Consider the following 26,589-nt stretch of genomic DNA (forward strand, 5'->3'; position numbering starts at 1 on the left):
CCGTGACGCACCGTCGCTGAGCCCGACCTGAGCGGATCATCGCTCAGGTTCGGCTCAGCCGGGCGGCCCCACGATGCGAGGGTCACCGTAGGAGAGGAGTGCCACGTGAAGATCCTGCTGGTCGAGGACGAGGTACGCCTCGCGGACGTGGTCAAGGAGGGCCTGGTCGCCGAGGGGTTCTCCGTCGACATCGTCTCCGACGGCGTCACCGGGCTCTGGGCGGCGACGTCCAACCCCTACGACGCCATCGTGCTCGACATCATGCTCCCGGGCCTGAACGGCTACGACGTGCTCAAGCAGCTCCGGCGCCGCAAGATCTGGACGCCCGTGCTGATGCTGACGGCCAAGGACGGCGAGTACGACCAGACCGACGCCTTCGACCTCGGCGCCGACGACTACCTGACGAAGCCCTTCAGCTTCCTGATCCTGATGGCCCGGCTCCGGGCGCTGGTCCGGCGCGGCGCCCCCGAGCGACCCGTGCTCATCACCGTCGGCAGCCTCGTCCTCGACCCGGCGCGACGCGCGGTCACCCGCCGGGGGACGTCGGTCAGCCTGACCGCCCGCGAGTACGGCCTGCTGCTCTACCTGATGCGCAACGCCGGTGATGTGATGAGCAAGGCCCAGATCCTCGACAACGTGTGGGACTCCGCCTACGACGGCAGCGACAACATCGTCGAGGTCTACGTCGGCTACCTCCGCAAGAAGCTCGACGCACCCTTCGGCCTGACGACCCTGCACACCATCCGCGGGCTCGGCTACCGGTTGGACGCCGACGTCTGAGCCCGCTGAGGCGGACGGGACGCTGACCTCTTCGAGGCCCTTCGACAGGCTCAGGGAGCGTTCCACCCGCCTTCCCGTTCGACAGGCTCAGGGAGCGTCCCACCCCCTGAGCCCGTCGAGCCTCAGACCCCGTCGAACGTCTTGAGGGTCTGGGCCAGCGTGTCCAGGTTCGACGCGCAGTCGGCCTGCGTCGGGCTGCTGGCGCGCAGGGACGTGAGGACCTCGTCGATCTCGCCGTCGAGCAGGCGCCAGTCCTTCGGGTCGCGCGGCTTGAGGCCGGCCTCCGCGCTGTCCCAGGCCAGCTCGAGGTCCTTGACGTTCGTCTTGGCGCCGACCAGGTCGTTCTGGGCGACGTGGCCCTGCACCGACGTGACGATCGCCGAGAAGCTGCTCAGGTCGCCCAGCGCCGTGGTCGGGTGGACGGCGGGCCCGGCCGAGGTCGACGCCCCCGGAACGGTCCCGGCGGCGGCCGACGTCGTCGGCGTGCGGGAACCGGCCAGGACGAGCCCGAGCACGACCACCGCCACGGCCCCGCCGACGGCCCAGCCGAGATCGCGCCGACGACCGCCGAGGGGACCGCTCCCCTTCTCCGCGACGCCGTGCCGGTTGACCAGCAGCTGCTCGCGAGCGACGAGCGCGACGATCACGACGAGGAACAGGACGCTCGTCAGGCTGGCGCCGAGGCCGAGCCCGCCGAGCGACCGGTCCTGGGTCAGCAGGTCGCCCAGCGAGGCGCCGAGCGGGCGGGTCAGCACGTACGCGACCCAGAACGTGAGGACCGCGCTCGCCCCGAGCCGGCGGGCCAGGTAGGTCGCCACGATCAGACCGCCGAAGATCAGCACGCCGTTGCGGAAGCCGAGGCTGAGCGCCTCGGTCGCCAGGTCGCCCGCCGCCGTGCCCAGCGCGAATGTCACGAGGATGGCGGCCCAGTAGAAGACCTCGCGGCGGCGGGTGTCCACCGAGGTGATGGCGAGGGTGCCCTCCTGGCGGTACCAGGCGGTGAACACCACGGCCAGGAGGACAGCGAAGACAGCGGTGCTGACGTACAGGCTGACCCCGAGCGTGTCGGTGAAGAAGTCCGTGATCTGCGTGCCGACGATGCTGACGAGGACGACGCAGAGCCAGTAGATCCACGGGGTGTAGGCGCGCTTGCGGAGCTGGATCGTCAGGGCGACGGCGAGGACGGCGATCATGGCGACGTCGGTGATCGCGGGGCCGAGGCCCACGTCGACGGCGAGGAAGTCGGCGAACGTCTCGCCGACCGTGGTCGAGAGGACCTTGATCACCCAGAACGTCGCGGTGATCACCGGGACCTTGGTCAGCCAGGTGCTGCTGCGGGGTGGGCTGGTCGTCGTCGTCATCAAGATCATCTCCTGGATCGGCGGTCGGGCTCGTCCGAGCTCCGTCTGTTCCGCAGACCCTCGCCCGATACCGCTGAGAGGCCACTGAACGAGCGCCGCCCCCGCCAGGTCCCTAGGCTGCGGTGCGTGGGCCCCGGCGAGCAGACGAGCGGTCCGGCCCGGCTCGTCGACGTGGCGCGGGAGGCCGGCGTGTCGCTCCCGTCCGTCACCCGCGTGCTGCACGGCAGCGCCCCGGTCAGCGACGCGATGCGCGACCGGGTCCTCGCCGCCGTGGCCACGCTCAACTACCACCCCAACCAGGCGGCCCGGGCCCTCAAGATCGGCTCGAGCTCGGTGATCAGCGTCGTCCTCAGCGAGACGACGCGGCACGGCTACGCCGCCACCCTGCAGGGGGTCGAGGAGGCCGCGCGGACGGCGGGCTACAGCGTCCTCATCGTCATCGTCGAGGACGAGTCCCCCGGGGCCGCGCGCCGGGCCGTCGACCTGAGCGTCGCGCACAGCGCCGCGGGCGTCGTCGTGCTCGAGTTCGACCGGGCGGGCGAGAACGTGCTCGGCCTGGTGCCGCGCGACCTGGCGACGGTCTCCGTCGGCAGCGCGGACCCCCGGCCCCGGGACGCGCCGCACGCGTACATCGACGACCACCTCGGCGCCCGCGACGCGGTGCACCACCTCCTCGACCTCGGGCACGAGACGGTGCACATGGTCGCCATCCCCGGCCGGGGGCAGCCGAGCGCCCGGGTCGCCGGCTGGGCGGAGGCCCTCGCGGGACGGGGCGCCCCGCGCGGCCTCCTGCTGCAGGCGGCCTGGGGACCCGAGAGCGGGTACGCGGCCGCGCAGCGGCTCCTCGACGACGAGGCGACGGTCACCGCCGTCCTGTGCGGCAACGACGAGCTCGCGTTCGGCGTGATCCGCGGGCTGCAGGACGCCGGGCGCGAGGTCCCCGGGCAGGTGAGCGTGGTGGGCTTCGACGACATCCCGCTGGCCCGGTTCTGGGCGCCCGCCCTGACCACGGTGCGTCAGGACTTCGTCGCGCTCGGGCACCGGTCCTTCGCCCTGCTCCACGCCCGTCTGGAGGACCGGCCCGTCGCGTCCACGGCTCGTGCCGAGGCGCCCCTGGTGGTCCGGCAGAGCAGCGGCCCCCCGCCCTGAGCCGCACCGGACGGCCGCGGCCCGTCCCGACGAGCTGATCCGCACCCACTCCTTGCCAGGACCCGCGCCAGCGGATAGCGTCTCGGCCACCACCAGATGATGAACGTTCATCACATACGTTCCTCAGGGATGCTCATCACCTCGGCGGCACCCGGTCCAGCGTCGGACGGAGGGGGGCTGTGACGGCCTCGACACCACCTCGAGCCGCGCCGGCGCAGACCGGTCCGGACGTCACCCGCCGCGGCACCCGCCGCGGTCGTCTCCCCTGGAAGGAGTGCCGACGATGGCACGACGCACGACCTGGAAGGCCGCCCTCGTGGGCGCCGCCGTCCTCAGCCTCGCCCTCACCGCGTGCGGTGGCGGCAGCGGCGGCTCGGACGGCGGGAGCGACACCGGAGCCGACGGCGGCGCCCTCGACACCACCACCGCGACCGGGGAGATCAGCTACTGGCTGTGGGAGAACGCGCAGCAGCCGGCGTACCAGTCCTGCGCCGACCTGTTCCAGCAGCAGAACCCGGGCACCAAGATCAACATCAGCCAGTACGCGTGGGACGACTACTGGAACAAGCTGACGACGAGCTTCGTGGCCAACAGCGCACCGGACGTGTTCACCGACCACCTGTCGAAGTACGGCGAGTTCGTCAGCCAGGACCAGCTCGTCCCGCTCGACGCCACGCTGGCCAAGGACGGCTTCGACGTCAACCAGTACCAGCCCGGGCTGGCCGACCTGTGGGTCGGCCAGGACGGCAAGCGCTACGGCCTGCCGAAGGACTTCGACACCGTCTCGCTGTTCTACAACTCCAAGTTCACGGAGGCCGCGGGGGTGACCGCGGACCAGCTGAGGACGATGGTCTGGAACCCGACCGACGGCGGCACGTACGAGAAGGTGATCGCCCACCTGACGGTCGACGAGAACGGGAAGCGCGGCGACGAGGCGGGCTTCGACAAGTCCCGCGTGAAGGTCTACGGGCTCGGGCTCGACGGCGGCTCCGGCGCCGGGGTCGGGCAGACGCAGTGGAGCATGTACACCGGCTCGAACGGCTGGCAGTTCACCGACAAGAACCCCTGGGGCACGCACTACAACTACGACCAGCCGCAGTTCCAGGACACGATCGCCTGGGTCGCCCGCCTGATCGACAAGGGCTACATGCCGAGCGTCGCCGCCGTCACCGGCCAGAGCGCCCCCGACATCTTCGCCGCGGGCAAGTACGCGATGGTGGCCGACGGCTCCTGGACGCTGAAGGGCTTCTACGCCTCCGAGAGCGTCGAGGTCGCGACCGCGCCGACCCCGGTCGGGCCGAGCGGCAGGAACGCGAGCATGTACAACGGCCTGGCCGACTCGATCTGGGTCGGCTCGAAGAACAAGCCGCTCGCGGCGAAGTGGGTCGAGTTCCTCGGCTCCCCCGCCTGCCAGGACATCGTCGGCGCCGACGCCGTCGTGTTCCCGGCCATCCCGTCGGGCACCGACAAGGCCGAGGCCGCCTGGAAGGCGAAGGGGATCGACATCACGTCCTTCACCAGCCACCTCGACAACCAGACGACGTTCCTGTTCCCCATCACCGACCACGCCTCCGAGATCACCAACGTCATGCAGGCGGCGATGGACGACGTCCTGTCGGGCAAGAAGCCGGCGTCCTCGCTCACCGAGGCGAACACGCAGGTCAACCAGCTCTTCCAGTAGCCCCTCCCACCCCTCGAGGACATCCGAACCGCATGGACACCGCACCACTCGCCACGACCGGCACGACGCTCACCTGGAACCCGGGTGCGCTGCGCCTCGACCTGGAGACCTCGCCCGACCACCCCGTCGCCGTCGTCGGGATCCAGCCGGAGGCCGGCACGACGACCAGCGGGGCCAGCCAGCCGCTCGTCGAGCTGATGATCACCGGGGACGGCCGCGCCCGGAACACGACCCGCTTCACCAGCACCGGGGTCGGGTCGCGGCTGCGGCACACCGGTCACGAGGCGACCTCCGTCGACGGCGAGGAACGCCTCGACGTCACGCAGCGCGACCCCTCCACCGGGCTCGAGGTGACGACGACCTTCGTCGCCTCGGCCACGGTGGCGGCCGCCCGCGTGACCACCACCGTGCGCAACGGCGGCGACCGGGCCGTCGTGCTCGAGGCCGTCTCCTCGCTCGCCCTGGGGGCCCTCGTCCACCCCGGCGAGTCGACGCGCGACCTCCTGCTCGTGTCCGGAACCGGCGAGCAGCTCGCCGAGAACCGTTGGACGAGCCGTCCGCTGTGGAGCCAGGCCACGCTGGCCGACGTCAACACCACCGCGTACGGGCAGCCCGCGCGTGGGTCGGTCGAGGCGATCGGCCGTTCGACGTGGTCCACGGCGCGCGCCCTGCCCACCGGGGCGCTGGTCAACGGGGTCACGGGCCGGGCCCTGGCCTGGCAGATCGAGCACAACGGAGGCTGGCGCTGGGAGGTCGACAACGTCGTCGAGGGCGAGAACTCGGTCGGCCTCGTCCTGCTCGGCCCGGAGGACCTCGACCACCACTGGTCCGTCGAGCTCGAGCCGGCGCAGTCGTTCACCACCGTGCCCGTGTCGGTGGCCGTCGCCTCGACCGGCTTCGAGGGTGCGGTGGCCGCGCTCACGGCGCACCGTCGCTGGCTGCGGCGCGAGCGGACGGCGGACCGGACGTCGCTGCTGATCTTCAACGACTACATGAACACCATCAACGGCGACCCGACCACCGAGCGCCTCCTGCCGCTGATCACCGCGGCCGCCGCGGCCGGCGCCGAGTGCTTCTGCATCGACGCCGGCTGGTACGACGACACCGAGCGCGGCGACTGGTGGCCGACCGTCGGCGAGTGGCTGCCGTCGCTGCGGCGCTTCCCCGACGGCGGCCTGACCGCGGTGCTCGACGCCATCCGTGCCACCGGGATGAGGGCGGGCCTCTGGCTCGAGCCCGAGGTCGTGGGGATCCAGAGCCCGGCCGCGCAGGCGCTGCCGGACGAGGCGTTCCTGCTGCGCCACGGGCGTCGGGTGGCCGAGCACGAGCGGTACTTCCTCGACCTGCGGCACCCGGCCGCGCGGGCCCACCTCGACGCGACGTTCGACCGGTTGATCGAGGACCTCGGCGTCGGGTTCTTCAAGCTCGACTACAACGTCACCCCGGGCGCCGGCACCGACCACGACACCTTCTCGGTGGGCGCCGGGCTGCTGGACCACAACCGCGCGCACCTGGCCTGGTTCGCCGCGCTCCGGCGCCGCCACCCGGCGGTGGTCTTCGAGAACTGCAGCTCCGGCGCCATGCGTGCCGACTTCGCGATGCTCGAGCAGTTCGATCTGCAGTCCACCTCCGACCAGGAGGACTACCGCCTCTACCCGTGGGTCGCGGCCGGCGCGCCGGTCCAGATGCTGCCCGAGCAGGCCGGCAACTGGGCCTACCCGCAGGCGTGGATGGACTCCGAGCAGACCGCGTTCACGATGGTGACCGGTCTGAGCGGGCGGCTGTACCTCTCCGGCTTCCTGCACGAGCTGTCCGACGAGCAGCGGGCGCTCGCCCACGACGCCGTCCGGGTGTCGAAGGACCTGCGCGACCACGTCGCCGCGGCCACGCCGCGCTGGCCGCTCGGCCTCCCGCAGTGGTACGAGGACGCCTGCGCCCTCGCCCTCACGGGCGGCGACCGCACGCTGCTCTACGTGTGGCACCGGGGCGGGGCGGACGCCGAGCTGGCGCTCGACCTCCCGGCCGGCACCCGCGCCGAGCAGCTCCACGAGGTCTACCCGAGGACGCTTGCGCCGTGGCGCGTCGCCGACACCGACCGGGGCGTCGTCCTCTCCCCCGGCGTGGAAGGTGCGTCGGCCCGGGTCTACGAGGTGGTCGGCCGCTGAGACCGCACCCGGCGGCGGGTGGCCCGCACGCCGAGGAGGACCAGGCCGAGCAGCAGGGCGACCCCCAGCCCGATCTGCCCGGCCTGGTTGATCGAGGCCAGCACCTGCTGGTAGGCCGCTCCGGCCGCGTAGCCGAGGGCCGACACCGCGGCGGCCCAGGTGACGCCGCCGAGCAGGTTGAAGACGGTGAACGTCCGTGCGGACATGCCGCCCGCCCCGGCGAGCCCCGGCATCAGCGCCCGGAGCACGGCGGTCCAGCGACCGGCGAGCACGGCGACGCCTCCGCGTCGGCCCACGAACGCGACCGCCCGGTCCACCCGTCCGTCGCGCTGCAGCCGTCGGGGCAGTCGCGCGAGCAGCCGGGGCCCGAGCCGTCGGCCCACCCGGTAGCCGATCTGGTCGCCCACGACCGCGCCGGTTCCCGCCGCGGTCACGACGGCCCAGAGCGGCAGGTGACCGGCGTGCGCGGTGAGGCCGGCGACGAACACCGCCGTCTCGCCCGGCACGACGAGCCCGACCAGCGCCGACGCCTCGACCGCGGGGAGCACGAGCGCCGCCACCAGCACGAGGGCGGGCGGGAGCGCGAGCAGCAGGTTCACGAGCTGCGGCACGAGGTCACCTCTTCCGTGTTGGTACCGCTGACGTTAGGGAGGGGGCGCTGAACGGACGCTGAGCCGCACGGACGCGCTCAGGCCCGGCTCAGCGGAGGCGACCGACGATGAGGCCTCGCCCCAGAGGAGGTCCCGTGTCGTCCGTGCCCGCGTTGCGGACCGTGTCCCGTGCCACCGTCGGCTGGGCCGTCGGTCTCGGCGCACTCGCCTTCGCCGTCCGCCTGGTCACGGTGCTCCGCGGTGGCGGCCTCTTCGGCCGCATCGGCTACGACGGCTCCGTCTACTACGCGTCCGCCGCGGCCCTCGCCCACGGGGTCGTGCCGTACGCCGACTTCCTGCTGCTGCACCCGCCGGGCATCGTCCTGGCGCTCCTCCCCTTCGCCGCGCTCGGACGGGCGGTCGGTGACGCCGACGCGTACGCCCTGGCCCGGCTCGCGTGGTTCGGGCTCGGCGCGGTCAGCACCGTCCTGGTCTTCGCCGTCGTCCGCACGCGCGGGCTCCGGCCGGCGGTGGCCGCCGCGACGTTCTACGCCGTCTTCGTCCCCGCCGTCACGAGCGAGCACACGACCTCGTTGGAGGCGGTCGGGTCCGTCTGCCTGCTGGGCGCGGTGGCGCTGCTGGCCCGCGGGCGGGACCTCCGGACCGGACCGGTCTGGCCGCTGCTCGCCGCGGGCGCCCTGCTGGGCGTCTCCACCGGCACGAAGATCTGGGGCGTCGCGGTGGTCCTCGCGCTCGTCGGCTGGTCCGTGGGCCGTGCGGGTCCGCGGCGGGCCGGTCTCGTGCTCGCCGGCGCGGTCGGCGGGACGGTCGCGGTCTGCCTGCCCTTCTTCGTCGCCGCGCCCGGGCCGATGTGGCGGATGGTGGTCGCCGACCAGCTCGGCCGCCGTCGCGTCCCCGGCGGCCTCGCTGGTCGACTGGTCGACATCACCGGCCTGTCGGAGCTCCGCGGAACGGTCGGCACCCACCTGCTGGCCGGGGTCGCGCTCGTCCTCCTGGTCGCCGTCCTCGCGCTCGCCCTGCGCGACCCGCTCGGCCGGCTCGGCGCGCTGCTGCTGGCGGTCACGACGGCGGTGCTGCTGTCGACGCCGCCGTGGTCGGTCGCGTACACGGGGCTCGCCGCTCCGGCGCTCGCCCTGCTGGTCGGTGCCGCCGCGATCCGACTGCGCCCGGTCGGACGGGCCGGCGTCACCGGGCACGCGGCCGCCCTCGTCGTCCTCGTCGCGTACGTGGCTGCGTCCCTGCCCGGGCTCACCTTCGGCTCGCCCTTCCCCGGCCGCAGCCTGGAGCGGGTGCTCGCGGCTGCCCCGGGCTGCGTCACGACCGACGACCCGATCGCCCTGATCGAGACGGGCGCCCTGCAGCGCGACCTGGACCTGCGCTGCCCGGTGGTCGTCGACCTCAGCGGCTACTCCTACGACCTGCAGCCGGCCGCGGCGGAGCACCTGAGCCGCTCCGCGAACGGTCAGTGGCAGCGCTTCGTGCAGCGCCGGCTCGGCAGCGGGCAGACCTCGGTGGTCGTCCGCTTCCGCACGGACCCGGGTCTGAGCCGGCGGACGCGCGCGGTGGTGGACGGCTGGCCCGTCGTCGCCGTCGTCGGCGGCTACCGGGTGCACCGACCGGTGCCCCAGGTGGCGCCGGCCCGGTAGGCGCTCGGAGGGGGCTGCCTACAGGAGCCCCTGGGCGTCGGCCTCCTCGATCGTCACCAACGTCGTCCGCATGTGCTGCACCGCCAGCCGGACGGCTTCCGGGGTGTCGCCACGGCGGTAGCAGTCCAGGATCTCGGCGTGCTCGCGGTCGGACTCGGCCCGCCGCTCGGGGCTGGCGCGCAGCGAGAGCCCGACGTAGGTCGACGCGCTGTCGCGCAGCCCGCCCAGGATGGTGGCCAGCCGGCTGGCCTTGTCGTCCTCGGCGAAGCAGGCGTGGAACTGACGGTTGAGGTCCGACCACACGGCGGTGTCCTTCGTCCGCGTCATCCGGCGCATGAGCCGCTCGGCCTCGTCGAGCCGGTCGGGAGCCACCCGCCCGATCATGCGCTGGACCATGAGCGGCTCGAGCGCCATCCGCAGCTCGTAGATCTCGCGGACCTCGGCGAGGTCGAAGCTGCGCACCCGCGACCCGCGGTGGGGGTCGAAGACGACGAGTCCTTCGCCGGCCAGGTCGCGCAACGCCTCGCGGACCGGGGTGATGCTCACCGCGAACTGGCTCGCGAGGTCGGCCTGGATGAGCCGGGACCCGGCCGGGAGCTCACCGTCCAGGATGGCCTGGCGCATGCGCTGGAGGACGTAGCCGTGCGCGGTCAAGTTCGGTCGCTCGCCGCTGCGCATCTGCCCTAGCGGCATCCTTCGCCTCCTGCACCGTCAGTGTGGTTCCACACAGTAGCCACGCGGCGTCACGCGGGGACGCCGCGCGCCCCGCGCCGTCGGAACTCGTCCGCGATCTTCCCCGCTCCCGCACCCGAGCCGAGCAGGCAGGTGAGCAGGAGCCGCGACTTGCGAGGGTCGAGCGAGCCGGAGAGCACCGCACCGCGGGCGATCAGGTCGGACTCCGAACCGGGGAAGCCGTACGTGGAGGTGTACGTCGTCCCCGCGCCGGTGCGGGTGGCGACCACCACGGGGCGGCGCTCGACGACGCGTCCCACGACGGCGGCGAGACCGGCCGAGACGTGGCCCACCCCGAACCCGGCGACCACGATCCCGGCACACCCGGCGTCGTCGACGATCTCCAGCAGCCGCCCGTCGTCCCCCAGGAACGTCTCCAGCAGGGGGACGAGCACCGGACGGTCGGGCGCCCCGGTGGTCAGCGGCGACGGTCGCCAGGCCGGACCGCCGAAGGCCACGGCGCCCTCGTCCACGTGGCCGAGCGGACCGAAGGAGTCCGAGCGGAAGACGTCGGGCCCGCTCGACCGCGTCTTGCGCACCCGTGCCGCGGCGTGCACCTGGTCGGCCATGACGACCAGCACGCCGCGGTCGCGGGCACCGGCGCTCGTGGCCGTCACGACCGCGGCGCTCAGGTTCGCCGGACCGTCCGCGCCCGGTGCCTGCGGGGACCTCATGGCCCCGGTGACGACCAGGGGCGCCGACCGGTCCCAGTAGAGGTCGAGCAGGTACGCCGTCTCCTCGATCGTGTCGGTGCCCTGCACGACGACGACCCCGTCGGCCCCCGCGTCGACGACGGCCCGCGCCCACGTCAGCACGGCGAAGAGGTCGTCCAGGCCCAGGGACGCGCCCGGGACCGTCGCCAGCGTCGCCGACTCGACCTCCACGTGGGCGAGGGAGGGAACCGAGCGGAGCAGGTCGGCGGCGGTCAGCGAGGGGACGACGCCGCGGCCGTCGGAGCGGTCGGACGTCATCGTGATCGTCCCGCCGAGGGACGCGACGGCGACACGGAGCGGATCGGGCAGCTGCAGGCTCATGGCGGGGCCTCCTGGGCATCAGCGGGGGACGGACGGGCGCGTACGGGAGAGCCGGCGGCCGGCGGTGCGCGGACGACCCGCGGCTGTTACGTCGCCGTCATCGTGCTCTGCCTACGCTGCTCCCGCGTCGTTGACATATCGCATGATGCATTCTATAACATCCAGGACGCAACTACGGAGGTCTCCTTGAGCAGCTCAGCCCCCTCAGCCCCCTCGTCCACCGACCGGGACGCGCCGACCCTCGCGCGGCTCCCGCTCGGCATCGCGCTCTTCACCTTCGTCGTGCTGGGGCTCTCGTACATCACCAATGCCGCCGACCGGCAGGTGTTCCCCGTCCTGCTCCCGGCCATCCGGACCGAGTACGGCTTCTCGCTCGGCGAGGGCGGCCTGCTGTCCACGATCTTCACGCTGGGCATCGGGCTGGCCGGCGTCCCCGGTGCCTACCTGCTCAACCGCTTCTCGCGGCGCGCCGTGATCGTGGGCGGCATCGTCATCTACTCGGGCTTCACCGCGCTGACGGCGGTGTCGGTCGGGTTCGCCGACATGTTCGCCTACCGCGCGCTCTCCGGGGTCGGCGAGGCGATCCAGAACGCCGCGCTCTTCGCGGCCGTCGGCGCGTACTTCTTCAAGCGCCGTGCGCTCGCGATCGGCAGCCTGAACTTCTGCTACGGCGTGGGCGCCTTCCTCGGCCCTCGTCTGGGGGCGCAGTTCGCGGCCGGCAGCGGCTGGCGGACGCCGTTCTACGTCTACGCGATCGCGGGCTTCGTGATCGCCGCGATCATCCTCGTGGTCGTCAGCAAGCGGTTCACCGAGCAGGTGGAGCCGCTGGGCGACGTGCGTCCCGAGGTGGCCGCGAACGTCCCGGAGAAGGTCTACAACCGCAACGTCGTGGTGCTCATGGTCGTCGCCGCCATCGCCGGTGTCTCCCTGTACGGCTACCTGGGCCTCTACCCCACCTACCTCCAGACCGAGCTCGGCTTCACCGTGGTGGAGGCGGGCAAGGCCGCAGGCATGTTCGGCCTCGGCGCCCTGATGGGCATCCCGGCCGGCCTGCTCGGCGACCGCTTCGACCAGCGCTGGATCCTGATGGGGTCGCTGGTGGCCGCCAGCATCGTCGGGTACGTCCTGTTCCACGGCCCGACGACGCCGGGCTGGCAGTCGCTGCTGTCCTTCCTCACCGGCGCGACCGGGAGCGGGCTGCTCTTCACGAACACCTACTCCGCCATGCAGCGCGCGGTCCGACCGGAGAAGGTCGGCCAGGTGTCGGGTGCCTTCGTCACGAGCTGGTACCTCCCCTCCGCCCTCGCCGGCTACCTCTTCGCGCTGCTGCAGAACAACCTCGGCTGGGGCGGCGCGAGCCTCGTCCAGCTCAGCCTCGTGCCGCTGATCGGCGTCGTCGCGCTGCTCTTCCTCGACACGAGCCGGTTCACCACGGCCAAGGTCTCCTCCGGCCACCACTGACCGGTCGACCAGGACCGACACCGACCTCCCACCCGAAGGACGCATGCCTCTCCCCGCGCTCGCCCCCGCCCGCACCGCCGTCGTCACCATCGACATGCACCGCGGCCACCTCGACCCGGCCGTGGCGACCATGCCGCTGCCCGCCGAGGCCGCCGCCCGGGTCACGGCGGCCAACGCCGTCCTCGTCCGGGCGGCGCGGGCGCGGGGCGTCCCCGTCGTCCACGTCGTCACCGGCTACCACGCGGTCGCCGAGATCGCCTCCAACCCGTGGTGGGCGGCCGTCGCCGGCACCGACGCGACGCGGGCGAACGTGCTGAACCACCAGCTCCCGGGCAGCCCGGGGCTGGAGGTGATGCCCGACCTGCTGGAGGAGACCGACGTGGTGGTCACGGGCAAGAAGCGCTACGACTGCTTCGCCGCCACCGACCTCGACCACGTGCTGCGCTCCCGCGGCGTCTCGACGCTGCTGCTCACCGGGGTCAACACGAACTCGTGCGTGCTGGCCACCACGGTGGCCGCCAACACCCGCGACTACGCCGCCGTCGTCGTCGAGGACTGCGTCGACACGATGGACCGGACCCTGCACGAGCCGGCCCTCGCCGTCCTGCGGCAGGCCTTCGGCTGGGTGGCCACGCTCGACGAGACGGTCGCCGCGCTGTGACGACGCCACCGCCGCGGGTCGTCGACACGCACAGCCACGTCATCCCGCCCCAGCTGGTGGCGGCCATGGAGGAGGGCCGCGCCCCGGACGGGATCACCCTGGACCGCAACGGCGGCACGCCGTGGGTCGTGCACCGCCAGGGCTACCGCTACCCCCTGCTGCCCGGCTTCCACGACGTCGCCGCCCGGCTCGACGCGATGGACCGCGACCAGGTGACCGTGTCCGTGCTGTCGGTCGCCCCGCCGCTGTTCCTCTACTGGGTCGACGCGGCGGAGGCCGTGGCCTCGAGCCGCCTCGTGAACGACGCGATCGCCGCCATGGTCGTCGAGCACCCGGACCGCTTCGCCGGACTCGCGACGCTGCCGATGCAGGACCCGGACGCCGCCGCGGTCGAGCTCCGCCGGGCGGTCACCGAGCTGGGGCTGCGCGGGGCGCAGATCGGCCCGCACGTCGAGGGCGTCCCCCTCGACGACCCGTCCTTCCGGCCCGTCCTGCGCGCGGCCGCCGAGCTCGACGTCCCGCTGGTCCTGCACCCGTACTACGTGGGCGCCGCCACCGGCGAGCTCGCCGACTTCTACCTGACCAACCTGCAGGGCAACCCGTGGCAGACCGCCGTCAGCGCGTCACGGCTGATCCTGTCCGGGACGCTCGACGAGCTGCCCGGTCTGTCGCTCGTGCTGGTGCACGGCGGCGGCCACCTGCCCTACCAGATCGGCCGGCTCGACCACGGCCACCGCGTACGCCCCGAGGCCGCGCGACCGCAGCACCCGCCGAGCACCTACCTGCGGCGCTTCCACTACGACAGCCTCACGCACGACCTCGACGCCACCCGTTGGCTGATCGAGAAGGTCGGGGCCGACCGGGTGATGTTCGGCACCGACTACCCCTTCGACATGGCCGGAGGGACGTACGCGGAGCAGCTCGCCGCCGTGGCGTCCGGCTCCCCGGTCGTCCCCACCGTCGGCTCGGTGACCGCCGACGCCCTGTTCCGGCTGCAACCCGCCCCTGCCGAAGGAGAGCTCTCCGCATGACGACGACCGAGGTGTTCCTGCACGTCGACGGCACGGACCGGCCGGGCGCGGACGGCGCGTCCTTCGCCGTCGTCGACCCCTTCAGCGGCGAGACGGTCGCGACCGTCGCCGAGGCGACGCCGGGCGACGTCGACGACGCCGTGGCGGCGGCCCGTCGGGCGTACGACGACCAGCGCTGGCGCGGCCAGGCTCCGCGCGATCGCGCGCGCGTCCTCAACCGGGCCGCCGGCCTGCTGGCGGCGCGGATCGACGACCTCGCAGAGCTCGAGACCCGCCAGATCGGTCGGCCGCTGCGCGAGATGCGCGCCCAGCTGCGCCGGCTTCCCGAGTGGCTGGAGTACTTCGGCGCCGTCGCCCAGACGGCCGAGGGCACCGTCCCCGACTTCGGGCACGGCCACCTCAACGTCGTGCGCCGGGTCCCGCTCGGGGTGGCCGGGCTGATCACGCCCTGGAACCACCCGCTGCTCATCACCATGAAGAAGCTGTCCGTGGCGCTGGCGGCGGGCAACTCGGTCGTGCTGAAGCCGAGCGAGCTGGCGCCGGTCGTCCCCGGGATGCTCGTGACCCTGCTCGAGGAGGCCGGCGTCCCCGCCGGGGTCGTCGACGTCGTGCACGGCTTCGGTCGCACGACCGGGCGCGCGCTGTCGGAGCACCGGGGGCTGGCCAAGGTCGACGTCACGGGCGGCACCGAGACCGGCCGGGCGATCGCGGCCCACGCCGGCCGCTCGCTCATCCCCGTGACCGCCGAGCTCGGCGGCAAGGCACCGGTGATCGTCTTCGACGACGTCGACCTCGACGTCGCCGTGAGCGGGTCCCTGTTCGCCGCCTTCGTCGCCACCGGGCAGACCTGCGTCCAGGGCTCACGACTGCTGGTCGCGGAGGCGGTGCACGACCGGTTCGTCGCCGCCCTCGTCGCCCGTACCGACGCGCTGCGGCTCGGCGACCCGATGCAGGCCGGCACCCAGGTCGGACCGCTCGTGTCCGAGGCCCAGCGCGACAAGACCGCGCGGGCCGTCGAGCGTGCGGTGGAGCAGGGCGCGACCGTCCTCGCCGGGGGTGCGGTCCCCACCGCGCCGGAGCTGTCCCGCGGCTGGTTCTACCCGCCGACGATCCTGGGCGGCGTGACGTCGTCGATGGACATCTGGACCGAGGAGGTCTTCGGGCCGGTCACGCTCGTGCGGTCGTTCACCGACGACGCCGACGCCGTCCGCCTCGCGAACGACGCGCAGTTCGGCCTCGCCGCCTCGGTCTGGACGGCCGACACCGCCCGGGCGCTGCGCGTCAGCCAGCAGCTCGAGATCGGCATCGTGTGGGTCAACGACCACCACCGGATCGACCCGTCCTCCCCCTGGGGCGGCTTCAAGGACTCGGGTCTCGGCTCCGAGAACGGCCTCGACGCCTTCCACGCGTACACCCGGGCCCAGAGCGTCGTCGTCAACACCCAGCCGCCGGGGCCGGACTGGTTCGGCACCACGTCCGACCTGCGCTACTCCTGACCGCACACCCCGTCACCTCATCCCAGTCCAGGAGGACTCCATGCCCGACGTCGATCTCCTCGTGGTCGGCGGCACCGTCGTCAGCCCCAGCGGCCGCTCGCGGACCAACGTCGCCGTCCGGGACGGCCGGGTCGTCGCGGTCGGACCCGCCCGACCGCAGGCGAACGAGGTCGTCGACGCCACCGGGCTGCTCGTGATCCCGGGCGGCGTCGACACCCACGTGCACCTGATGGACCCCGGCGCGCCCGACCGCGAGGACTTCCCGTCCGGCACCGCGGCCGCCGCGGCGTCCGGGGTGACGACGATCCTGGAGCACACCCACGGTCGTCCGGTCCGGACCGTGGCGGACCTGCACGGCAAGGTCGACCACCTGCGCGACCGCTCGTACGTCGACTTCGGCCTGGCCGCGCACGCGTGGCCGGGCGAGGAAGGGGCGGTGGCCGACCTGTGGGCAGCCGGCGTCGCGTTCTTCAAGGTCTTCACCTGCACGACCCACGGCGTGCCCGGCCACAGCGCGGCGGCGCTGCGGACCCACCTGCGCGCCAGCGCGCTCGTCGACGCGGTCAGCCTGCTGCACTGCGAGGACGAGTCGCTGACCGAGAGCGCCGAGGCCGTCCTCCGCGCGGAGGGCCGGACGGACGCCGGCATCCTGCCCGAGTGGCGCAGCCTCGACGCCGAGCTGGTCGCCGTGGCCGTGGCCTCGCTGCTGGTGCGGCGCACCGGCGCCCGGGCGACCGTGGCCCACGTCAGCAACGCCGAGGCGGCCGGCTACCTGGCCGCGGAACGCGCCCGCGGCGCCCGGCTCGCGGCCGAGGGCTGCCCGCAGTACTTCCTGCTCCGGGAGGAGGAGGTGCACCCTCACGGGGCGCTGCGCAAGTTCACACCCCCGGCGCGGGCCCGTACGGACGACGACGAGGCTCAGCTGTGGCGGCTGCTGCGGGACGGGACCCTCACGCACATGTCGAGCGACCACGCCCCATCGACCCTGGAGCAGAAGGCCGACGGCGACATCTGGTCGGTGCACTTCGGGCTGCCGGGCCTGGACAGCACGATGGCCGTCCTGCTCGACGCCGCCGCCCGCGGCCACCTCGCGTACGAGGACGTGGTCCGGGTCTACAGCGAGGCGCCGGCGAAGACGTACGGGCTGTGGCCGCGCAAGGGCCGGCTCGCCCCGGGAGCCGACGCCGACCTGGTGCTGGTCGACCCCCGAGCGCGTCGCACCCTGCGGAACGCCGACGTGCTGTCGAAGGCCGGCTGGACGCCGTTCGACGGCCGCGAGGTCACGGGCCGGGTGGTCTCCACCTACCTCCGCGGCCGCCTCGTCGCCGCCGACGGGCGTCCGGTCGGCGAGCGGGCCGGCACGTTCCTACCCGGCGCCGGCGTCCGGTGACCCGGTCACGTCCCGTTCGCCACGCGACCCCACGAGAAGCCCGAACCCCACGAGAAGAAGGAGGGCCCATGCCCGAGACGAAGTCCGAGCTCCGGGACGGGATGCGCGTCGACTGGGACGTGCAGATCCCGGCCGACGACGGCACCCCGCTGGCCGCCGACGTCTACCGCCCCGACGACGACGAGCCGCACCCGGTGCTGGTGGCCATGTGCCCCTACCCCAAGGGGGTGGCGTTCCAGGAGGCGTACGCGAACCAGTGGAAGGCGCTCGCCGGCGACCACCCGGAGGCGCTCGAGGGCTCGACGAACGCCTACCAGTCGTGGGAGTACCCCGACCCCGAGCAGTGGGTCCCCCACGGCTACGTCCTCGTCCGCGTGGACAGCCGCGGCACCGGCGGCACCCCCGGCGAGATCGACTTCTTCTCCCCGCGGGAGACGCAGGACCTCTACGACGCGATCGAGTGGGCCGGCGCGCAGCCGTGGAGCAACGGCAAGGTCGGGCTGAGCGGCATCTCGTACCTGGCCACCAACCAGTGGCAGGTCGCCGCACTGAACCCGCCGCACCTCGCCGCCATCGCCCCCTGGGAGGGCGCGGCCGACTACTACCGCGAGTACACCCACTCCGGCGGCATGATCTCGGAGTTCATGCCGAACTGGATGAAGGCGCAGGTCATCCCCTTCCAGCACGGCAACCCCGACGGCCTGGTCAACCCCAACAACGGGCGTCGCGTCACCGGAGACGTCGAGGTGCCGGCCGACGAGCGCGAGCGGCTCCGCATCGACCCCGGCGCCACGTTCCTGGAGCACCCGCTGGCCGACGACTTCTACGCCGACCGCACGGCCCGGCTGGAGGACATCACCGTGCCGCTGCTGTCGTCGGGCAACTGGGGTGGCGTCGCGCTGCACCTGCGCGGGAACACCGAGGGTTTCGTGCGGGCCGCCTCGGAGCAGAAGTGGCTCGAGATCCACGGCTACGAGCACTGGACCGAGTTCTACACGCCGTACGGTCGCGAGCTGCAGCGCCGCTTCTTCGACCACTTCCTCAAGGGCGAGGACAACGGCTTCGACACCCACCCCCGGGTGCAGCTCCAGGTCCGCCACCCCGACCACTTCGAGCTACGGCACGAGGACGAGTGGCCGCTGGCCCGGACCGCGTGGACCCCGTACTACCTGGACCTGGCGGGCGAGGGGCTCGGCACCGCCCTGCCCTCGACCGCGGCGTCGACGTCGTACGAGCCGCGGAAGACCCGGCTGCAGCTGCGGACGAAGCCGTTCGCAGAGCAGACCGAGATCACCGGTCCGGTCGCCCTCAAGCTGTTCGTGAGCTCCGCGACCACCGAGGCGGACCTCTTCGTCACGCTCAGCCTGTTCCGCCCGGACGGCACCGAGGTCCTCTGGTCGTCGGCGATGGAGCCCAAGGCCCCGCTGAGCCAGGGCTGGCTGCGGACGACGCTGCGGAAGACAGACCCGGCCCGGAGCCTCCCCTACCGCCCGTGGCACACCTACGACACCAACGAGCCGCTGACGCCGGACGAGGTCTACGAGGTCGACGTGGAGGTCTGGCCCACGTGCATCGTGATCCCGGAGGGGTACGTGCTGGGCCTGACGGTCGAGGGCACCGACTACGACCACGGGCTGCCCGACCCCAAGTACCACTACGGCCGGCCGCAGACGGGCAGCGGCCCCTACTGGCACGAGTACCCGGGCGACCGGGACCGTCCTGAGCTCGACGGCACGGTCACCCTGTGGTCGGAGCCCGGCCGGGAGCCGTACCTGCTGCTGCCCGTCGTCCCGCCGACGGCCTGACGACCGCGCTCCTGGTCGGGCCTCGAGCCCGACCAGGGGTGGGTCCGGCGGCCCGCCCTCAGACGAAGAGCGGCGCCATGTCCCAGCGGCGCTCGAGGTCGGCCATGACGTCGCCGTCCGGGCGCTCCGCACCGCCCTCGAAGAAGCGGTCGACCGCGTCGAGGACCAGGGGCAGCACGTGGATGTCGCCCACGGTGTTCAGGAAGACGTCGGGGCGGCCGAGCACCCAGGCCACGGCGGTGTCGATCGCCGCCGGGTCCTTCAGGGGCTCGTACCAGGTGGCGGCGTGCTGCGTCGCCCCGTCGGCCCACGGGGCCTTGGTGATCGACTTGATCGTCTGCACCGCGACGCCGCGTGAGGCGCACACGGCGGCCAGCGCCTCGAACTCGTCGAGGTAGGCCTCGTTGCGCGCCATCGGGAAGTTGTAGGGCAGCAGCACGGAGCTGAAGTCGAACTGGTCGAGCGAGCGCAGGTGCTGCTGGGCGACCGTGATGCCGTGGCCGGTGACGCCGACGTGGCGGACGAGACCCTCGTCGCGGGCCCGTACGGCGGCCTCGAGCACCCCGCCCGGGGCGTACGCCTGCTGCCACTCCGCCTCGTCGACGAGGTTGTGCAGCTGGAGGAGGTCGACGTGGTCGACCCCCATGCGCTCGAGGGACTTGTTGATCTCCGTCCACGCCGCTTCGGCCTCGCGCTCCCCCGTCTTCGTGGCGAGGAACACCTCGTCGCGGTGGTCGGCCAGGAACGGGGCGAGCCGCAGCTCCGCCTCGCCGTAGCTGGCGGCGGTGTCGATGTGGTTGAGGCCGTGACGCCGGACGAGCTCGAGGGTGGTGTCGGCCTCGTCCTGGGTCACCTCGGAGAAGGCGGCGGCGCCGAAGATCACCCTCGTGCTCGCGTGACCGGTCGTTCCGAAGGGGAGCAGCGGGATCATGGACGCGATTATGCGCCGAGCAGCCCGCGGACCTGCGGGAGGTCGGCCGCGACCGGTGCCGACCCTCAGGCGTCGAGGCGGAGCGGCGGCAGCGCCCGGGCGATCTGCTCGCGGTCGGGCTCCAGCCACGGCGGCAGCCGGAGGTGGCGACCCAGCTCGAGCAGGGGCTCGTCGATCGCGAAGCCGGGTGCGTCGGTGGCGATCTCGAAGAGCACGCCGCCGGGCTCGCGGAAGTAGATCGACCTGAAGTACTGCCGGTCCAGGATCTGGGTCACGTTCACGCCGCGACCGAGCAGCTCCTGCTGCCAGGTCGTCATGGTCTCCAGGTCCGGCGCGCGGAAGGCCACGTGGTGGACCGTCCCGCCGGCCTGCAGCCCGCGGTCCCGGACGCCCGCGGTCACGTCCACGAGCGCGCCCGACCCGCTTTCGGCCATGCCGAAGCGGGCGCGGTCCGCACCCTCCTGCGGCACGGTCATGCCCAGCAGGTCGGTGAGCATCCCGGCGGACGGGTCGAGCTGCTGCTCCGAGAGCGTGACGGCGTGCAGCCCGCGTACGGCGTGGTCGGCGGGGATGTCGGCGACGCCGTCCCACCCCGATCGGTGGTCGCCCTCGGCGGCCACGAGGTCGAGGACCATCCCGTTCGGGTCGCGGAACGTGAGGACCTCCTCCGCGTCACGGCTCGCGGGGGCGTCGACGTCGACGTCGAGGCTCCGGAGCCGCTCGTGCCACCAGCCCAGCGACGAGCCGGGCACGCTGAAGGCGGTCGTCGTGGTCATCCCGGCGCCCTGGCGGCCCTGGGTGACGCCGGGCCAGGGGAAGAAGGTGAGCAGGCTGGACGGGCTGCCCTGCTCGTCGCCGTAGTAGAGGTGGTAGCTGTCGGGGGCGTCGAAGTTGACGGTCTGCTTCACCAGCCGGAGGCCGAGCACCCGGGTGTAGAAGTCGACGTTCGACTGCGGGTCACGGGCGATCGCCGTGACGTGGTGGATCCCGTGGGGCTCGACCGGGGTCACCGGGTGCCGGCCACCCGCTCGTCGTCCTCCTCGGACATCACGACGCCCTCGACGTAGTCCGGCTCCGGACCCGCGGTCAGCTGACGGGCGTCGTCGGGAGCGCCCCCCTGGGCGGGCTTCTGCCGACCGGTCTCGTTGGCCTGGTTGGCCAGCAGCACGCCCATGTACGGCAGGAATACCGCGCCGGCGAGCATGACCCACTGCAGCCACCCGTGGGCGACGGTCACCGCGAGGATGAAGCACGCCGTCCGGAAGGCCATGGTGATCGTGTAGCGGCGGATGCGCTGGGAGGTGTCGACGCTGGTGCCCGCGCGTGCGGTGGTGATGCTCGGGGTGATCGGGTGGGCAGCCATGTCGGACCTTCTCGTCGTCGTCGAACGGTGTCGTGCTGGTCGGTGCTACGCCCCCCTCCGGGGACACTTCTTCAACGCCTTCTCCAGACGGCCTAGTCCGGTCCGTCAGCCCGCTCCAAGAGTTATTCGAGGCCGTCCCGCACGGATGCACCGGGCTCCTACCGATGTCGTGAGACGGGACTCGATCCGTCGCCCATTCGAACACGCGTTCGTATTGACCTAGGATCGGGCCGTGGTCTACCACCCCGTCGAGCCGTCCGCGAAGCACGTGTGGGTCCGGGCCAGCGGCGAGCACGGCCAGCCCGTCGCCGGCGTCGTCCTGGCCTGGCAGCACGCTCCCCTCCACAACATCGGCGGGTCCGCCTGGCAGGCCCTGGTCGCCACGACCCCGTTCGACGACACCCTGATCATCGGGTGGGTCGACGCCTCCCGGCTCGTCGAGCTGCGCGACCCGTCGCCGACGTCGTGACCCCGCCGACCCCGACGCCCGCCCCGCCGCCGACCCCGTCGCACCGTCACGTCTGGGTCGACTGCAGCGGCGGCTACACCTGCCCCGGGCTGATCATGGCGTGGCGCCGGGACCCGTCGGGCTGGCAGGCGCAGGTCGCCGTGGTCCGCGACCGCTCGGTCTTCGTCCAGTGGACGCCGGCGGCCACCCTGCACCCCGTGACGGACGACGGCCTGAGCAGCAGGGTGACCCGCTAGCCCGGGCCGACCCCGTACGGCTAGCCGGTCTTGCGACGGAACGTCCGCTTGGTCTCGACGCGGCCGTGCGCGTGGCCCGGCGTCTGCCCGGCGTCGAGGTGGTCCTCGCCGTGGCGGGCCTTCTTGGCGTCCAGGGCCTCGCGGAACCTGCGCTTCGTCTCCTCGGCCGGGCTCTCGCTCGGCGGCTGCGTCCCGGGCTCGTCCGTGGTCTCCGGCTCGTTGGCGCTCATGGCGCCATTGTGTCCCCTGTCCGGAGGACCGCAGGCCCGGCACCCTCGGCCGCACACTGTTCTCAGGCTCGCTAAGGTTTTTCGGACAGGTCCATACAGGTCTGTCTCGACGCGCAAGGTGGAGATGACGGACACCGTGAACACCCAGGTCCCGAGCACGCTCGAGGACCGGCCGAGCCGCGCGCCCTCGGGCGTGGAGGCCAACGGCCTCAACGTGATCCCGGAGGAGGAGCGCCACGGCCGCCCGGCCTCGCTGTTCTGGCCGTGGTTCGGCGCGAACATCTCCGTCCTGGGCCTGAGCTACGGCTCGTTCGTCCTCGGCTTCGGCGTGTCCTTCCTCCAGGCGACCGTCGTCGGCGTGGTCGGGGTGGTGGTGTCCTTCCTGTTCTGCGGCTTCGTCGCCATCGCCGGCAAGCGCGGCTCCGCGCCGACGCTGGTGCTCAGCCGGGCCGCGTTCGGGGTCCTCGGCAACCGGATCCCCGCGTTCCTGTGCTGGGTCCTGACCGTCGGGTGGGAGACCGTCCTGACGATCCTCGCGACCCTGGCCACGGCGACCGTCTTCTCCCGGCTCGGCTGGGCCAGCGGCAGCCCGACCAAGATCATCGCGCTCGTCGTGGTGGCCGGTCTCGTGATCGTCGGCGGCGTGATGGGCTTCCGCGTGATCATGCGGCTGCAGAAGATCATCACCGTGGTCACCGGCGTGCTCACCATCGCCTTCATCCTGCTGTCGTCGTCGCACGTCGACCTGGGCGCGGTCGCCGCGGTGCCCGCGGGGTCGGGCCAGGCCGTCATCGGCGCGCTGGTCTTCGTGATGACCGGCTTCGGGCTCGGCTGGGTGAACGCGGCCGCCGACTACGCCCGCTACCTCCCCCGGTCGGCGTCCAGCGCCGGCGTGGCGGGCTGGACCACCTTCGGCGCCTCCGTCGCCCCCGTGGTGCTGCTGGTCTACGGGCTCCTGCTCGCCGGTTCCTCGGACACCCTGAGCACGGCGGTCGGGGCCGACCCGATCGGCGCGCTGGCGGACCTCCTGCCCACCTGGTTCCTCGTGCCGTTCGTGCTCGTCGCGGTGCTCGGCCTCGTCGGCGGGGCCGCGATGGACATCTACTCCTCCGGGCTGTCGCTGCTCGCGGTCGGCATCCGCGTCCCCCGCTACGTGGCCGCGCTGGTCGACGGCGTGCTGATGGTGGCGGGGTCGATCTACGTCGTCTTCTTCGCCGGCGACTTCATCGGGCAGTTCATGGGCTTCCTGATCACGCTCGGCGTGCCGGTGGCTGCGTGGTGCGGGATCATGCTCGCCGACGTCGCGCTGCGCCGACGGGCGTACGCCGAGCCGGAGCTCTTCGAGCCGGCCGGTCGCTACGGGGCATTCCGGACCACCGCCGTCGCCACGCTCGTCGGGGCCACCCTGCTCGGCTGGGGGCTGGTCACCAACGCCAGCGCGGGCTGGCTCAGCTGGCAGGGCTACCTGCTCGGCCCGCTCGGCCTGGGCGGTCGCGACGGCGCCTGGGCGTACGCGAACGTCGGCGTCCTGACCGCCCTGGTCGTCGGGTTCGTCGTGACCCTGCTCGCCTCCCGCCGTCGTGTCCGCGAGCAGGAGGCGGCGCCGGTCGACGGGGTGCGGACGCCGGCATGACCACCTCGGTCCCGCTGAGCAAGCCCGACGCCGTACGGGAGCGCATCGTGGCCGAGATCAGGTCCGGCGAGCTGGCCCGCGGCGAGCGGCTCCCCGGCGAGCACGCCCTGGCGGAACGGTTCCAGGTCAGCCGGGCGACCGTGCGCCAGGCGCTGGCCGAGCTGCAGCGCGGCGGCTACATCGCCACCCAGGCCGGCTCCGGGTCGTTCGTCACCTATGACGGCCGCGCGCTCGCGCCGACCCAGAGCTGGTCGGCGGAGTTCGCCGCGCACGGGCTCGACGCCACCTCGCGCGTGCTGCGCTTCGAGCGCGTCCAGGAGGACCCGGCGCTGGCGGCGTGGCTGGGGCTGGGCTCGGACGACTTCCTCGCCGTCGACCGCGTCCGCGTCGTCGACGGCACGCCGGTCTCGCTCGAGCACAGCCGGCTGCCCTTCCGCCCCGCGCTGGCCGACCTCACCGCGGAACGTCTCGTCGACGGCAGCCTGACCGCGAGCCTCGCCCAGCGCGGCGTCGTGGTCGCGCACTTCGAGGAGTGGGCACGGCTGACGCTCCTGGGCGCGCCCGAGGCCGAGGCGCTCGAGCGGGCCGTGGGCGACCCCTGGCTGCAGCTCTTCTCCGTCGGGCGGAACGAGGCCGAGGAGGTCGTCGAGTTCGTCACGAGCTGGCTCGACCCGAACCACTTCCACCTGCACCACGACAGCGCGAGGAGCAGCCGTGCCGACCACGGAGGTGCCTGAGCCCACCGATCGCCGCCGGACGGACCCGCGCCCGACGTCCCGCACCGACCGGGCCGAGGGAGCGCTCCTCGGGCTGGCGATCGGCGACGCGCTCGGCATGCCGACGCAGGACCTGTCGCGCGACACGGTCCGGAGCCTGTTCGGCGGCCTGCGCTGGTTCGAGCCGGGCCCCGAGGCGAACACGATCAGCCGCGGGCTGCCCGCGGGCCACGTCACCGACGACACCGACCAGGCGCTGATCGTCGCGCGCGCCCTGGTCGCCGGGGACGGCCACGTGCGGGCGGAGCGGCTCGCCCGCGACCTGCTGGCCTGGGAGGCCCGGATGGAGGCCGACGGGTCGCTCGACCTGCTCGGCCCGTCGACCCGACGGGCGCTGACGGCGCTCGCCGACGGCGCGGACCCGGGCGAGTCGGGCCGGTGGGGCGACACGAACGGCGCCGCGATGCGGATCGCCCCCGTGGGCCTGGTCGTCGGGCCCCGGCCGCTGGACCGGCTCGTCGACCGCGTCGCCGAGGTGTGCACCCTGACCCACAACACGGGCGTCGCCATCGCCGGCGCGTCCGCGGTCGCCGCCGCGGTGAGCACGGGGGTCGACGGCGGCTCGTACGAGGACGCGCTGGACGCGGCGGTGCTCGCGGCCCGTCAGGGGGCGCGACGGGGCGCCTACGTCGCCGGCTCCGACGTGGCCACCCGGATCGTCTGGGCGGTGGACGTCGTACGCGGGGCGAGCTCCGAGGCGGCCGCGCTCGACGCGGTCTCGTACCTCGTCGGGACCGGCATCGCCACGCAGGAGTCCGTCCCCGCCGCCTTCGCCCTGCTCGCGCTCGCCCCCCACGACCCCTGGCGGGTCTGCCTCGCCGCGGCGGACCTGGGCGGCGACAGCGACACCGTCGCCGCCATGGCCGGGGCGCTGGGCGGGGCGCTGAACGGCGCGTCGGCCTTCCCGCCCGAGGCGGTCACGCTCGTCACCGCCGGCAACGACCTCGACGTGGTCCCCCTCGTCCACGCGCTGCTGGCGCTGCGGGACGGCACGTGACCCCGGGCCGGCTGGTGATGGTCGGCGGCATGCTGGTCGACGTCGTCATGTTCGTCCCCCACCTGCCCGTCCCCGGGGGCGACGTGCTCGCCACGAGCGCGCTGGTCACCACGGGCGGGGGCTTCAACCTCCTGGCCGCGGCGCGGCGCCAGGGGCTGCCCGGCGCGTACCTCGGTCCGCACGGGACCGGACGGTTCGGCGACCAGATCCGGGCCGACCTCGCGGCCGAGGGCATCACGCTCGGCCTGCCCCCGTCGCCCGAGGACGACAGCGGCTTCTGCATCGGCCTGGTCGACGGGGCGGCCGAGCGGACGTACGCGACCCACCCGGGCGTCGAGGGCCGCCTGACCTCAGAGCAGCTGGACCGCACCCCGCTCCGCCCCGACGACGCGGTGTGGCTCTCGGGCTACGACCTCGCGTACGCGCACGGGCCGGTCGCCGCCCGGTGGTTCGCCGGGCTGCCGACCACGCACCGCACGTTCTTCGACCCCGGTCCGATCGCCGGCGACCTCGACCCCGCGCTGCTCCGGGCCGTCCTCGGCCGGGCCGACTGGGTGTCGCTCAACGCGCACGAGGCCGGCCTCCTGACCAGCGCCTCGGATGCGGAGCACGCGGTCCGGGCCTGGTCGAGGACCCTGCCGCTCCCCCGCGCCGGAGTCCTGGTCCGCGACGGCGCCGCCGGCTGCTGGCTGCTGGAGACGGCCTGTCCCGACGACGCCGTCCGGGTCGCGGTGCCGCTGGCGCCATTCGACCCGACCGACACCAGCGGCGCCGGCGACTGCCACCTCGGCACGTTCGCCGCCGCCCTGCAGCGCGGAGAGGACCCGGCGCCCGCCACGCGCTGGGCGAACGCCGCCGCCGCGCTCTGCGTCCAGCGCGTCGGTCCCGCCACCGGGCCGACGTACGCCGAGGTCGAGGCTGCGCTCGCCGGGGCGGGCCCGCACTCCTAGG

25 protein-coding genes are annotated in these 26,589 nt (G+C 73.3%); 17 read left to right on the top strand and 8 right to left on the bottom strand.

Features of this window, described 5'->3' with window-relative positions:
- Positions 1–105 precede the first annotated feature (105 nt).
- The gene (locus FHX39_RS12295; RefSeq protein ID WP_183338821.1) at positions 106–780 is read left to right on the top strand and encodes a response regulator transcription factor; all 675 of its coding nucleotides are present in this window, start codon (positions 106–108) and stop codon (positions 778–780) included.
- Between the two features lie 122 nt (positions 781–902).
- Here the strand turns inward: FHX39_RS12295 and FHX39_RS12300 are convergent, their stop codons facing one another.
- Positions 903–2,141, bottom strand: a complete 1,239-nt coding sequence (locus FHX39_RS12300) for a COG4705 family protein (RefSeq protein WP_198423375.1) — start codon at positions 2,139–2,141, stop codon at positions 903–905.
- A gap of 126 nt (positions 2,142–2,267) precedes the next feature.
- Between FHX39_RS12300 and FHX39_RS12305 the strand changes: the two genes are divergently transcribed.
- The 3 genes from FHX39_RS12305 to FHX39_RS12315 all read left to right on the top strand — a co-directional run bounded on the left by FHX39_RS12305 (position 2,268) and on the right by FHX39_RS12315 (position 7,136).
- Positions 2,268–3,290, top strand: a complete 1,023-nt coding sequence (locus FHX39_RS12305) for a LacI family DNA-binding transcriptional regulator (protein ID WP_183338825.1) — start codon at positions 2,268–2,270, stop codon at positions 3,288–3,290.
- A 283-nt stretch (positions 3,291–3,573) separates the two neighbouring features.
- Positions 3,574–4,971: an ABC transporter substrate-binding protein gene (locus FHX39_RS12310; protein WP_183338827.1), complete on the top strand. Its 1,398-nt coding sequence runs from the start codon at positions 3,574–3,576 to the stop codon at positions 4,969–4,971.
- Between the two features lie 32 nt (positions 4,972–5,003).
- Positions 5,004–7,136, top strand: coding sequence for a glycoside hydrolase family 36 protein (locus tag FHX39_RS12315; protein ID WP_183338829.1), 2,133 nt, complete (start codon positions 5,004–5,006; stop codon positions 7,134–7,136).
- On the opposite strand, the gene FHX39_RS12320 is transcribed toward FHX39_RS12315, so the two are convergent.
- Positions 7,115–7,747: a DedA family protein gene (locus tag FHX39_RS12320; protein WP_183338831.1), complete on the bottom strand. Its 633-nt coding sequence runs from the start codon at positions 7,745–7,747 to the stop codon at positions 7,115–7,117. The two genes, FHX39_RS12315 and FHX39_RS12320, sit on opposite strands and share 22 nt — an antisense overlap.
- A 134-nt stretch (positions 7,748–7,881) precedes the next feature.
- On the opposite strand from FHX39_RS12320, the gene FHX39_RS12325 reads away from it, so the two are divergent.
- Entirely contained in the window at positions 7,882–9,393 is a 1,512-nt protein-coding gene (locus FHX39_RS12325) for a glycosyltransferase 87 family protein (RefSeq protein ID WP_183338833.1), read from the top strand.
- A gap of 18 nt (positions 9,394–9,411) precedes the next feature.
- On the opposite strand, the gene FHX39_RS12330 is transcribed toward FHX39_RS12325, so the two are convergent.
- Positions 9,412–10,086 carry a GntR family transcriptional regulator gene (locus FHX39_RS12330; protein ID WP_183338835.1) on the bottom strand — a complete coding sequence of 225 codons (675 nt, stop codon included), beginning with the start codon at positions 10,084–10,086 and terminating at the stop codon, positions 9,412–9,414.
- Between the two features lie 50 nt (positions 10,087–10,136).
- Positions 10,137–11,159, bottom strand: a complete 1,023-nt coding sequence (locus FHX39_RS12335) for an asparaginase (protein WP_183338837.1) — start codon at positions 11,157–11,159, stop codon at positions 10,137–10,139.
- Between the two features lie 186 nt (positions 11,160–11,345).
- On the opposite strand from FHX39_RS12335, the gene FHX39_RS12340 reads away from it, so the two are divergent.
- From FHX39_RS12340 to FHX39_RS12365, 6 genes are all read left to right on the top strand, one after another.
- Positions 11,346–12,620: an MFS transporter gene (locus FHX39_RS12340; RefSeq protein WP_183338839.1), complete on the top strand. Its 1,275-nt coding sequence runs from the start codon at positions 11,346–11,348 to the stop codon at positions 12,618–12,620.
- A gap of 43 nt (positions 12,621–12,663) precedes the next feature.
- Positions 12,664–13,281, top strand: coding sequence for a cysteine hydrolase family protein (locus FHX39_RS12345; RefSeq protein WP_183338841.1), 618 nt, complete (start codon positions 12,664–12,666; stop codon positions 13,279–13,281).
- Positions 13,278–14,312 carry an amidohydrolase family protein gene (locus FHX39_RS12350; RefSeq protein ID WP_183338843.1) on the top strand — a complete coding sequence of 345 codons (1,035 nt, stop codon included), beginning with the start codon at positions 13,278–13,280 and terminating at the stop codon, positions 14,310–14,312. The genes FHX39_RS12345 and FHX39_RS12350 overlap by 4 nt, the downstream gene beginning before the upstream one ends.
- Positions 14,309–15,808 (top strand): aldehyde dehydrogenase family protein, encoded by a 1,500-nt coding sequence (locus FHX39_RS12355; protein ID WP_183338846.1) that lies wholly within the window; start codon positions 14,309–14,311, stop codon positions 15,806–15,808. Before FHX39_RS12350 ends, FHX39_RS12355 begins: the two co-directional genes overlap by 4 nt.
- A 40-nt stretch (positions 15,809–15,848) precedes the next feature.
- On the top strand, positions 15,849–17,198 hold the full coding sequence (locus tag FHX39_RS12360; RefSeq protein WP_198423376.1) for a dihydroorotase: 1,350 nt from the start codon (positions 15,849–15,851) through the stop codon (positions 17,196–17,198).
- A gap of 68 nt (positions 17,199–17,266) precedes the next feature.
- On the top strand, positions 17,267–19,003 hold the full coding sequence (locus tag FHX39_RS12365) for a CocE/NonD family hydrolase (protein WP_183338848.1): 1,737 nt from the start codon (positions 17,267–17,269) through the stop codon (positions 19,001–19,003).
- Positions 19,004–19,061: 58 nt separating this feature from the next.
- On the opposite strand, the gene FHX39_RS12370 is transcribed toward FHX39_RS12365, so the two are convergent.
- The 3 genes from FHX39_RS12370 to FHX39_RS20715 all read right to left on the bottom strand — a co-directional run bounded on the left by FHX39_RS12370 (position 19,062) and on the right by FHX39_RS20715 (position 21,297).
- Positions 19,062–19,934, bottom strand: coding sequence for an aldo/keto reductase (locus FHX39_RS12370; RefSeq protein ID WP_183338849.1), 873 nt, complete (start codon positions 19,932–19,934; stop codon positions 19,062–19,064).
- A 65-nt stretch (positions 19,935–19,999) separates the two neighbouring features.
- Complete coding sequence (locus tag FHX39_RS22150) at positions 20,000–20,944, bottom strand: ring-cleaving dioxygenase (RefSeq protein WP_183338850.1); 945 nt, start codon at positions 20,942–20,944, stop codon at positions 20,000–20,002.
- Positions 20,941–21,297, bottom strand: a complete 357-nt coding sequence (locus tag FHX39_RS20715; protein WP_198423377.1) for a DUF3099 domain-containing protein — start codon at positions 21,295–21,297, stop codon at positions 20,941–20,943. Before FHX39_RS20715 ends, FHX39_RS22150 begins: the two co-directional genes overlap by 4 nt.
- Positions 21,298–21,529: 232 nt before the next feature.
- Here FHX39_RS20715 and FHX39_RS12385 point away from each other — a divergent pair, with 232 nt between their 5' ends.
- Both FHX39_RS12385 and FHX39_RS12390 read left to right on the top strand, forming a co-directional pair.
- The gene (locus FHX39_RS12385) at positions 21,530–21,766 is read left to right on the top strand and encodes a hypothetical protein (RefSeq protein WP_183338852.1); all 237 of its coding nucleotides are present in this window, start codon (positions 21,530–21,532) and stop codon (positions 21,764–21,766) included.
- On the top strand, positions 21,763–22,002 hold the full coding sequence (locus tag FHX39_RS12390) for a hypothetical protein (protein WP_183338855.1): 240 nt from the start codon (positions 21,763–21,765) through the stop codon (positions 22,000–22,002). Before FHX39_RS12385 ends, FHX39_RS12390 begins: the two co-directional genes overlap by 4 nt.
- Before the next feature lie 20 nt (positions 22,003–22,022).
- Here FHX39_RS12390 and FHX39_RS12395 read toward each other — a convergent pair whose 3' ends face one another.
- Positions 22,023–22,232 carry a DUF5302 domain-containing protein gene (locus tag FHX39_RS12395; RefSeq protein ID WP_183338857.1) on the bottom strand — a complete coding sequence of 70 codons (210 nt, stop codon included), beginning with the start codon at positions 22,230–22,232 and terminating at the stop codon, positions 22,023–22,025.
- A 124-nt stretch (positions 22,233–22,356) separates the two neighbouring features.
- Between FHX39_RS12395 and FHX39_RS12400 the strand changes: the two genes are divergently transcribed.
- From FHX39_RS12400 to FHX39_RS12415, 4 genes are read left to right on the top strand one after another with little or no spacing between them, the layout of a single operon-like run.
- Positions 22,357–23,865 carry a purine-cytosine permease family protein gene (locus tag FHX39_RS12400; protein ID WP_183338859.1) on the top strand — a complete coding sequence of 503 codons (1,509 nt, stop codon included), beginning with the start codon at positions 22,357–22,359 and terminating at the stop codon, positions 23,863–23,865.
- A complete protein-coding gene (locus FHX39_RS12405) occupies positions 23,862–24,602 on the top strand; it encodes a GntR family transcriptional regulator (protein ID WP_183338860.1) in 741 nt (246 codons plus the stop codon). Before FHX39_RS12400 ends, FHX39_RS12405 begins: the two co-directional genes overlap by 4 nt.
- Positions 24,580–25,638 (top strand): ADP-ribosylglycohydrolase family protein, encoded by a 1,059-nt coding sequence (locus tag FHX39_RS12410; protein ID WP_332836802.1) that lies wholly within the window; start codon positions 24,580–24,582, stop codon positions 25,636–25,638. The genes FHX39_RS12405 and FHX39_RS12410 overlap by 23 nt, the downstream gene beginning before the upstream one ends.
- Entirely contained in the window at positions 25,635–26,588 is a 954-nt protein-coding gene (locus tag FHX39_RS12415; RefSeq protein ID WP_198423378.1) for a PfkB family carbohydrate kinase, read from the top strand. The genes FHX39_RS12410 and FHX39_RS12415 overlap by 4 nt, the downstream gene beginning before the upstream one ends.
- Position 26,589: the final 1 nt, after the last annotated feature.

This window comes from Microlunatus antarcticus, assembly GCF_014193425.1.
Taxonomy (GTDB): Bacteria; Actinomycetota; Actinomycetes; order Propionibacteriales; family Propionibacteriaceae; genus Microlunatus; species Microlunatus antarcticus.